This is a genomic window from Desulfatiglans sp. (assembly GCA_012513605.1).
Classification (GTDB): domain Bacteria; phylum Desulfobacterota; class DSM-4660; order Desulfatiglandales; family HGW-15; genus JAAZBV01.
The window spans coordinates 1-8,961 of the sequence record JAAZBV010000096.1 but is presented as its reverse complement, the minus strand read 5'-3'; the positions used below and the strand labels follow the sequence as shown (position 1 = coordinate 8,961).

The window sequence follows — 8,961 nt, the reverse complement described above, 5'->3', positions numbered from 1 at the left end:
CTTCCAGTAGATATTTTATATGGACAACAAAATATATTGTATGTACGATCAAACCTTAACATTAAAATTTATCCTGTCATTTCAATAGATTTTAGCTTGACGCCAATGCGCCTTCGCGGGAATGACGTGCTATGAAACTTAAGTCAACAGTATTGGGTATAAAACCCCACATTTGAAAAAATATTTCTAATTGCACGGTCTTCGTGTGAATGCATGCTTTAATTATTTCAGGGCCGGAAAAAGACCCTACCTTTTATCCCGGCAGGTATGGAGTAATCAGGGTTTGGAAGCACAAGGCGTACACCGAATGTCCCGCTTGCTGCGTCTATCACCGTATCCACAACACTTACTGTGGCCTTCAGCTCCCGCGCAACAGGGGTATCTATTTTGATTCTGGCAGAGGCGCCCTTTTTGACCCTGCCATACTCCTCAGAGGGCAAAACAACTTCTACATAAAGGGGATCAATCTGTGCGATCGACATGACCGGCTTATCACTTACATACTCACCCCTTGAGATAAACCTCTCAACAACAACGCCATTCACAGGGCTCTTTATCCTCTTTATTTCAACCTTTTCCAGCGCCTCTTTATGCTGAAGCTCTGCTATTATCAGCTCTGTCTCCATCTCATCCTTGTCATGTATGGATACAAGCTGTTTCTTGTACAGGTCTTCGTTTCTCTGCACCTTTCTCCTCATGAACTCAACCCTTGCGAGTGCAAGGTCTGCAGATGCCTTTTCAATGTCAGAATTGAGAAAGGCAATTACATCATCCTCCCTGACCTTGTCACCCCGGTCAAAAAAGGTTTGGGCAAGGATGCCCTCAACCGAGCTGCTCACCTTCACCAGCTCACTGGGCTCAATAATACCATCAAAATATGCCTCTTCTCCGCTGGCCATCTGTACATAAAACAGGACCATGATCAATACAGCAGCCTTATATATCCTGGTTTTCATTATTAAACCCCTTCTATTCAGAACGCCCTGAAAAGGAGAGTATTTCTACTCGCCTCTCATCATCCTTAAGAAGATTTTTTCTCATATCAGCATGGAGATGCTCCATCCTCTTCTGTGCATATAATATGGCCTTTTTTGATAAAAAACTAAAGAGCAATGTTTTCTTAAAAGGAAATACAATTGTCAACCATTTCCATAACCCGCCTTTCCCCTTTTCAAGAATATCATCTTTCAGGGAGAGTATTGCCTCAAAGCTCCCCGGATCTCCCATACGTGCGCATCGCCCTGCAAGCTGGCGGTCTATCCTGCCGGCCTCATGCCGCTCTGTAAGGATAACATGAAGCCCGCCAAGCCTCTTGCTCTCTTCTGTAAGCTTTATATCCACCCCGCGCCCGGCCATATTTGTTGCAATGGTAATACTACCCTCTTTACCTGCCTGAGATATTATATCAGCCTCTTCTTTATCCTGTTTTGCATTCAGTATTCTGAAATAGAGACCCTTTTCTTTAAATAGTCTTCCGGCCTTTTCAGAGGCGGCAACAGAGCGTGTGCCGATAAGTAAAGGTCTTCCCTCATGATGCAGATCATACACCCTTTCTGAAACAGCATCCCATTTTAAAGCCTCATCTGGAAACACCCTGTCAGGATACACCCTCCTCTTATTGGGTTTATATGTGGGTATTGTTACCACATTGAGACCATACACCTTCATGAGTTCACCCTTGACCTCACGGGCAGTGCCTGTCATGCCAGAAAGCCTCAGATATCTCCTGAAAAATCTCTGATAACTGATACGCGCCAGTACCACATTCTGTTTTGTTATCCCGCACCCCTCTTTTACCTCTATAAGCTGATGCAGGCCCTTTTCATAAGACCTGTCAGCCATCACCCTGCCGGTGAATTCATCAATGATCTGCACCTTTCCGTCGCGCACCATGTACTGCTCATCAGCCTTGAAAAAATGAATTGCCGAAAGGGCAAGCCTGACCGTCTCTATTCTCCTCACCCTGCCCCTCCAGAGCGGGCCAAGATCCTTTGCAAGCCTGTTGACCCTCTCCTCTCCCTCTGACGTAAGCCTGATCACATGCTCTGAAATACTGACCTGATAATCCCGCCCCGCAATCAACTTCCTGGCAAGGTCAATTGCCTGACTGAAGAAATCCTGTTCATCACGCCCAGTTTCGCCCTGGCCGGAAATGATGAGCGGTGTCCTTGCCTCATCTATCAAAACACTGTCTGCCTCATCTACAATAGCAAAATGAAGGCCCCTTAATAAAAGCCTCTCTATCCTCTGGCTCCCGTTATAGAGGTATTCGGCATGAAGCCTGAGCTTGTCACCTCTCCCTTCAAGTATGAGCCAGTCCTTAAGGTAGTCAAAAACTATCTCCTTGTTGGTGCAGTAGACTATATCCTTTTCGTATGCCTTTCTTCTCTCTTCAGGGGTCATACCGTGGATGACGAACCCGGTGGTTAAACCCATTGCACTGTATATGGGAGAGGTCCATTCCGCGTCCCTCTGTGTAAGGTAATCATTTACAGTTATAACATGAACCGGGATGCCTGCGAGCGCAGCAGTACCTGCGGCAAGTGTTGCGGTAAGGGTCTTCCCCTCTCCTGTCTCCATTTCTGCTATCATACCGTTCAGAATAACCTTACCTCCTATAATCTGGGTATCAAAGTGCCTCAGCCCTTTAATTTTGTCAGATAGCTCCCTGATTAAGGCAAATGTGCGGGCTGTATTTTCCTGTGACATCCCCTCCCTTTTTAATAACACCCTCAATTCGTCCGCCTTTAAACCCAGCTCCGTTTCAGTAAACCCTTTCAGCTCATCTGAAAAATGTTCCACCAATCTGACGAACCGTTTCAGCCCCTTTTTGTGCAGTCTTAAAAAAGATGAAAAGTATGTGATTAAATTTATATAAAGGGCATCCAGGCCATGGGTCTTAATATCGGCCTTTTCTGGTCGTAAAATATGGGAGGCTGGTGGGAACAGACCTTTTTTGAATAGCATGGTCATATATTGAATTTACTAAGAAATGTCCGTCTAATGCCATGGTAGATCCTGATAAACAGGGGTTCAGTACCATGTCTAAACCTTACAAATACCTTTTCACCAATGGTGAATATTTCAGGTATATCGATTGCCACCTCAAGATGAAAAAGATTTTCAAATGCATTAACCTTTTTATCATCAAGAGGGTTAAGCGCATGCTCCCCTCCGCCTTCAAGGCTCAGGGCAAGGCTTGGAAGCTCGGTTGATGCAGCGGGGGTCTCCCTTAAGATAAGGCCCGGATATGCCCTGCCAGGATTTTGCATTGTCATTACCTCAACCGCCTCTGTCCTTGTGCGTATGCTGTTAATATCCTTCTGGGCCACAACAATCTTTACTGTCACCCCCTTAAAATCCACAACATACCCGATCTGGGTGCCCCTTCTGAGGTAGAGGCCTACCATGCTCTCCTGATCAGGAAGCAGGAATATGCCGTCTGACGGGCTTTTTATGGTGAGGTTTGCTATCTGTTCATCTAGATTATTCAACTCGGATGATATTCGCCATATCTCATCCTTAAGTATCCTGGCTTCTGTTCTGTCCCTGGTCTCTGCAAGGCTGTATCTGACTTCATATTCCCTTTGTATTGCATCAAGCTCTTTTTTTTGGGCTAGAAGATCATTGTTCAGGCATATGACCAGCGGTTCTCCCTTCTTGACCTTTGCGCCCGACTGTGAAACAATCTTTTTAATATAACCGTCCGCACCCGCATAGAGCCTTGAATTTTCAGGCGGCCACAGCACCCCCATAGAGACCGTTGAGGATGGAAAGGGTATTATAAACAGGCTCAAAGCAATTAACATGATGGAGAGTATTGTTATGGTGACCGCCCCCATTTTCTTGCGCTGCATAGCAGGATCAATAAAGAGGAATTTTAATATTCTGATCAATGGCATAACAAGAATACCCGAAATACCCCAGATAGCAAGGGCAACCCCTATAAAAAAGAACCGGCCTGCAATAAACAGGGCTATCCTGATCGTTATAAACATACGGTAGATAAATGAACTGATGCCGTATAAAAGAAACCAGGCCGCCTCCCCCTTTGCAGTTACAGGGCTTACTGCATCATCCATCTTCAGCAGATACCTTTTAAGAAGATAACCGATATAACTCGCTGAACGCGCGGCCAGATTGGGTATCTCGATAAAATCTGACAGAATATAATATGCATCAAAGCGGAGCAGGGGGTTACCGTTAAACAGGATTGTGGAGACACCTGAGACTATCATCACATTAAATGCCACTGCCCTTATGAGCCCTGGCTCTGCATTGACCCATATTAGCATGGCGATAGAAGCAAGCATCAGCTCGGCCATAATGCCGCTTGCACCGACCATTACCCTCTGGTACTTTTCTCTGAAGGCTGAGGAGGCCGATGCATCCACATAGGGGACTGGCACAAAGACAAGGAGCATGATGCCCATGTCATGTACCTCGCCGCCATAGTGTTTTACTGTATAGGCATGGGAAAACTCATGAACAGCCTTGATCACAGGATAGATCAGCCAAAGGATAAACATGTTTTCAAGGGCCAGTACTCTGTCAGCAAGATTCATGGTCAATTCTGTCCAGTTAAAAGCTGCAAGGGATATTGCGATGAGAAGAAGAACAATATAGAGAAGCAGCCCTGCAAAACTAAATATGGGCCGCACGATAAACATGGTTTTATCAAGAAACTGCTCAGGATCGATAAACGGGATTTTTATTGAAAGGGGTGATTTAAATCTGCTGACAAGGCTGTTTTTCCTGTACCGCTTATTGCGTTCATACATTTCCCTTATATCAGGCGGGATATCTGCCTGAAGCAGGTCAGCCTGATGGAGCTGAGACAAGAGCCTTATCACCTCATCCTGTGTGGGCATGTCATCACCAAGATTTCCGCATGCTGTTTCCCATATATCCCTGAGGCTGTTTTTACCATCCATCAGGCCTATTATATAGTATGCCTCCTTTGAAAATCGGTGAGAATTGCCGGTGGAGTGGTCCTCCAGGACATACCACTCTTCTCCCCTGTATAAATGGTGATGCACCTGGGCATGCCTTCTTAAAAGGGGCCTTAACGCTGATACCCTGTACCATGATTCGCTGAAAAGAGAGATGGTCAAATCCTGTACCTTTTAATCATGAACGCTGTTTTTTAATAAACCGGTCATGGCCGGTATTGCCAAAATTTTATTATGAACCACTCCCTCATGGAGCGTGTCCATATGGAGATCAGCCTTCTTCTGTCAATATTGATCTTTCCTATTCCATCCATGCCAGGCCTCAGTCTCTCTGTAATCATGGAGGGCGTTGCCTCTACCCTGAAAAAATTCAGTCCCTCTTTTGCCGTGGCAACAGGCGTGATTTTATCAATAATAAAAGGTATTTTTTCACTGGGCAAGGCTGAAAGAATCATATAACCCTTCTGGCCTGGTACTACATCTGCTATGCGCCGCTCATCAACATCAAGTATGATCCTGTATTCATCAAGTGGTGCAACTTCAAAAAGGATTTCACCCTTTACAGCCGCGCCGCCCAGCCTCTGGCTCAGGTCGCCGCTTATAACCATGCCTTTGAAAGGCGAAACAAGGAGAGCCCTTTCAATCTGGCTCTCTGTGAGTTCAAGCTTTGCCTTTGCCTGATCAAGCTGGGCCTTTATTATCTCTGCCTCTGCCCTCTCACGCTTTGCCTGGGCCTCCTGGTACTGTTTTGCATACTGTGCGCTTTTGCTTATCCAGTTGAGCCGTTCCAGGCGCAGCTCCCTGTCATCCATAACACAGAGCTTTTCACCCTTCTCCAACTGGTCGCCTGCCCTTACATAGGCATCCTTTATATACCCTTCAAAGGGTGCAACAATAACCCGTTTAACAGCCCCTTCAAGATGGGTTGTAGCAGAAAGTCTGTAATCCCATTCCTTTACTGAAAAAAAGATAATAAGAAAAACAATAAGAAGTGTAAATAGTTTCCTCCCGGTGTGGTGGGCTCCAAGAACCTTTTTTAGCCCTCCCCCAGCCCCGGCTGAGATCTTCAAAGGGAGAGGCATTTCTTTTTCATGCATTAATTTAAGCACAGGCAAGATTAAAGAGCCGATACTTTTACAGTACATGGCCTCATCATCTGTGAAGTAGTGCCCCCTTGACCTCTCAAGGGTTATTATATTTACATATCTATTCTCATCATAAAAGGGAATGGAGAGGATAAACGCTGACCCGTGTTCTTTTGACAGTGCTTCATGATCCCTTATGATCTGTCGTTCATGTATGGATACAGGATAAAAAATATCCTTCTGCTGACTCGCTGCCTCATCCATGGCCTTAATAACCGCACGGACAAGATTCATATTCTCTGATACCCTGCTGCTGTGTGATACAGCCTGGAGCTTTATCTTTTTGTTTCTTATATACCCAAGGCTTACCCTGTCACATGAGAGGTAAGTCGCAAGCTCTGTAACAAATGAGAGGCATGCACTTGTATAATTTTTCCTGGATATAGCATCTGCAAGCAGATCAACCGAGGCATTGAGTCTTTTTATTATTCCCACTGCCTCGTGTTCTCTTTCACGGCGCAGCATTAACTCCATCCAGGAGATGCCCCACTGAAGCTGCTCCATTGTATATTTAAGCTCTTCTTCTGTCCCGGCCTTTACTTCAAGCGCAACAAGCCCGTAAAACCCTTCACCTGCGAGAATAGGGTAGGCAACCCCGTATGACCTTGCAATACCCTGTGGAATCTTTGATCCATGATCCAGCTCCACAAGCATGCCGCACTTTTCTTCAATGACCCGCTCTGATATCTCTGTCAGGCGTTCAGGTGAACCGCCCTCTTCAGGCCACTTTACCACCGGAGCAAAGGACGACTGGTTTTCTCCTGAAAGAATAACCAAACCCTGAATTACATTTTGCAGGATAGAACACTGGAGCGTGAGCCAGCATCGGCAGTAATCCTCACGTTCCACGGCACTGTTAAACTGAGACCAGAGCTGGTTGTCTAATCTTGGCTGAAATTTCATTTCATGGTTATAATCGCTATTGATCACGCTGGACCCGGTATTTAAAAAAGGACTTAACCCTTCAAGTCAAGCCCTTTAGAAAATTAGTAAATTCCGACATACAGTTGTTGCAGGGTATCCAATAACTATTTAGGAATATCAATCTTCAGTTCGCCAAAACGCGCCTCATATTCCTTTAAAATATTGCCAAGCAGCATTGTGAGCCTTTTTGCTGCAAAGGGATTCAGGATAATACGATTTGTAAGCTGAACGGTCAGCTCTGGCTGCCCTGTATGCCAGCTCTGGTTTGTCCCGAAAAGCATGGTAACCTCTTCACGTGTGCTGGAAACATTACACACATTGGCATATGTGCTTGTCATCTTTGAGTCATCCCAGCGTAATGTCTGTGTTGCCACCGCCTTTTTTTCATCTTTTACTTCTTCTAATTTCTCATCATTCTTCGGTGCCATAATTCCTCCTTAGTATTTTTCTTTTTTTTATTAAATATGTATCCATGTACCAAAACCATTTTTCATATTCACCTAATTAAACTCTTTTTTCTTTAAATATAACGACTCGCCTTCCCTCTTCCTGTCCTGCTCTCCATTTGTCCATTTGATAAACCTCCTGAGTCTGTTCCTTCTGTCCAGGCTTATGAATCCTTCTTTATCTATAACCTTTCCTGTTTCAGATTTTTTGCCGGACAGCGCTCCCCAACCAGTCAGCCCAGCCACCATTGAGGTTATATCTATCATCTGATCCAGACTATCAGAACTCTCTTTTGCTTTCAAGCCTTGCGGAAGATCAATATCCATATCAGAGAGACCGTCAGTATCTCTTCTTGCGCTCAACAACAGTTTTTTCAGCCGCACCTCTGCGCCATCATTCTCCGCTGAACTGTTAATGATCGTCCCGTCCGGCAATACCTTTATTACCCTTCCGTCAGGGTATGTGGTTACAGATGATCCATTCGGGTTTTTGATTGTCTTAATGCCGTTAGGCATGGTGATGATAATAACGCCATCAGGCTGTATTATAATCTCTCGGCCGTCAGGCGCATATCTGACTATTGTGTTGTCCTGTTTGATAATTTCTACAAGGCCATTCGGATATCTCTTTTCCATTGACCCGTCAGAGAGGATTACAGTTTTAACAGTAGACTCTCCCTGACCCGGATTATTTCCATCAGAGAGATTACTGTAATAACCAAATGGGCCAAATGCCTCTTCCGGCCCGGTTATAACTGTGCCGCCTGCAATTGCTTTATGCTCAGTCTGCATAAACAGAGACCTGTCAGGCGGGGCCAATATGCCCTGTTCTGTAATGGTTAATCTTTCTGCCCTGTATAATGCTCCTCCTCTTATATTATAGAGAGACGGGTATACACTCTTAATTCTGTAATCTTCAAGGATAACCCTTCCATATTTACTGATCAGGATATCTTCAGCAGTTTTTCCAATTACTACATCCCTGCCCTCTCCACCAATAAGGATATCTGTATCTTCTCCTCCATTAAGAATATCCGCATCTCCATTGACAGTATGCCTTGTCTCCACTTTAACAGGGATTCCATTACTGAACTGAATAACCCCATTATCACCAATCAGTATATCTGTACCATTACCGCCGGACAACCTGTCACTACCCTCTCCGCCTATAAGTATATCGTTTCCATCACCGCCTGAGATGATATCATCTCCTCCATATTGTGAAGGTATGCTGATTGCCTGAAGCGGTAATCCGCCTGAAAGTATGATGCTACCAAAATCACCGAAGACAATGTCATTTCCATTTCCGGTTGTGACTGTATCATTACCCTGACCGCCTATCGCTATATTATCTCCATCTCCAAGAATAATGATATCATCACCGCCAAGTTCATCCGATCTGGTGGACATCTCGGTAAGGTTACCGGTTCCGGTAAAGACCATTGTGCCATGATCGCCGATTACATAATCATCACCTGAGCCACCTGTTACAGT

At 45.0% G+C, this 8,961-nt stretch carries 6 protein-coding genes; all 6 read right to left on the bottom strand.

Annotated elements, in window-relative coordinates; translation table 11 throughout:
• Nucleotides 1-227: 227 nt before the first annotated feature.
• Nucleotides 228-956, bottom strand: coding sequence for an efflux RND transporter periplasmic adaptor subunit (locus GX654_12995; protein NLD37777.1), 729 nt, complete (start codon nt 954-956; stop codon nt 228-230).
• Nucleotides 957-969: 13 nt separating this feature from the next.
• Nucleotides 970-2,967: a preprotein translocase subunit SecA gene (locus tag GX654_12990; GenBank protein NLD37776.1), complete on the bottom strand. Its 1,998-nt coding sequence runs from the start codon at nt 2,965-2,967 to the stop codon at nt 970-972.
• A gap of 2 nt (nt 2,968-2,969) precedes the next feature.
• Complete coding sequence (locus tag GX654_12985; GenBank protein NLD37775.1) at nt 2,970-5,114, bottom strand: peptidase M50; 2,145 nt, start codon at nt 5,112-5,114, stop codon at nt 2,970-2,972.
• 44 nt (nt 5,115-5,158) lie between these two features.
• Nucleotides 5,159-7,027 carry an HlyD family efflux transporter periplasmic adaptor subunit gene (locus GX654_12980; protein NLD37774.1) on the bottom strand — a complete coding sequence of 623 codons (1,869 nt, stop codon included), beginning with the start codon at nt 7,025-7,027 and terminating at the stop codon, nt 5,159-5,161.
• A 98-nt stretch (nt 7,028-7,125) separates the two neighbouring features.
• Nucleotides 7,126-7,449, bottom strand: a complete 324-nt coding sequence (locus tag GX654_12975; GenBank protein NLD37773.1) for a DUF3467 domain-containing protein — start codon at nt 7,447-7,449, stop codon at nt 7,126-7,128.
• A gap of 72 nt (nt 7,450-7,521) precedes the next feature.
• Nucleotides 7,522-8,961: hypothetical protein (locus GX654_12970; GenBank protein ID NLD37772.1), on the bottom strand; the 1,440-nt coding region annotated here is incomplete at its 5' end.

Excerpts from the sequence above, each read along its gene's own strand:
- GX654_12995 (NLD37777.1), bottom strand. The coding sequence starts at position 956 with ATGAAAACCAGGATATATAAGGCTGCTGTATTGATCATGGTCCTGTTT.
- GX654_12990 (NLD37776.1), bottom strand. The coding sequence starts at position 2,967 with ATGCTATTCAAAAAAGGTCTGTTCCCACCAGCCTCCCATATTTTACGA.
- GX654_12975 (NLD37773.1), bottom strand. The coding sequence starts at position 7,449 with ATGGCACCGAAGAATGATGAGAAATTAGAAGAAGTAAAAGATGAAAAA.